We start from the raw sequence: 381 nt of genomic DNA on the forward strand, positions 1-381 counted from the left end.
ACTCGGTGGTCCCTTCTTCTTTTGGATCTTTATCCAATCAACTCAACGTAAAGTGTAAGGACTCGCCGTATGCAAGCACTTTTTGAACTACAGCCCTTATCTTTGCAAGCCAATGAACGGGTGATTTTACAAACCGAACGGTTAACTATTCCACAAGGCAAACATACCGCCATTATTGGCCCGAATGGTGCGGGCAAATCTACCTTATTGCGCGCGTTGGAACCCGAAAAGGGGTTTTGAAATTTCAAAACCCCTTTTCGGTTCCAACGCAAAACGATCCAGCCGATGACAAGGCAGAGAAAATTGAGGATCGCAATCTGTAACCGCGGAAAATCAAAAAATCCTTACCGCCCAGTGATTAAACGGCAAAAAAGGCAGTAA

The 381-nt window shown here is 44.9% G+C and carries 2 pseudogenes; one reads left to right on the forward strand and one right to left on the reverse strand.

Features of this window, described 5'->3' with window-relative positions:
* Nucleotides 1-69 precede the first annotated feature (69 nt).
* Nucleotides 70-219 (forward strand): annotated as a pseudogene (locus C3007_RS09905) (ATP-binding cassette domain-containing protein); the annotation flags it as partial.
* A gap of 44 nt (nucleotides 220-263) precedes the next feature.
* Here the strand turns inward: C3007_RS09905 and C3007_RS11825 are convergent.
* Nucleotides 264-381 (reverse strand): annotated as a pseudogene (locus C3007_RS11825) (endonuclease/exonuclease/phosphatase family protein); the annotation flags it as partial.

This window comes from Avibacterium gallinarum, from assembly GCF_002921135.1.
Taxonomy (GTDB): Bacteria; Pseudomonadota; Gammaproteobacteria; order Enterobacterales; family Pasteurellaceae; genus Avibacterium; species Avibacterium gallinarum.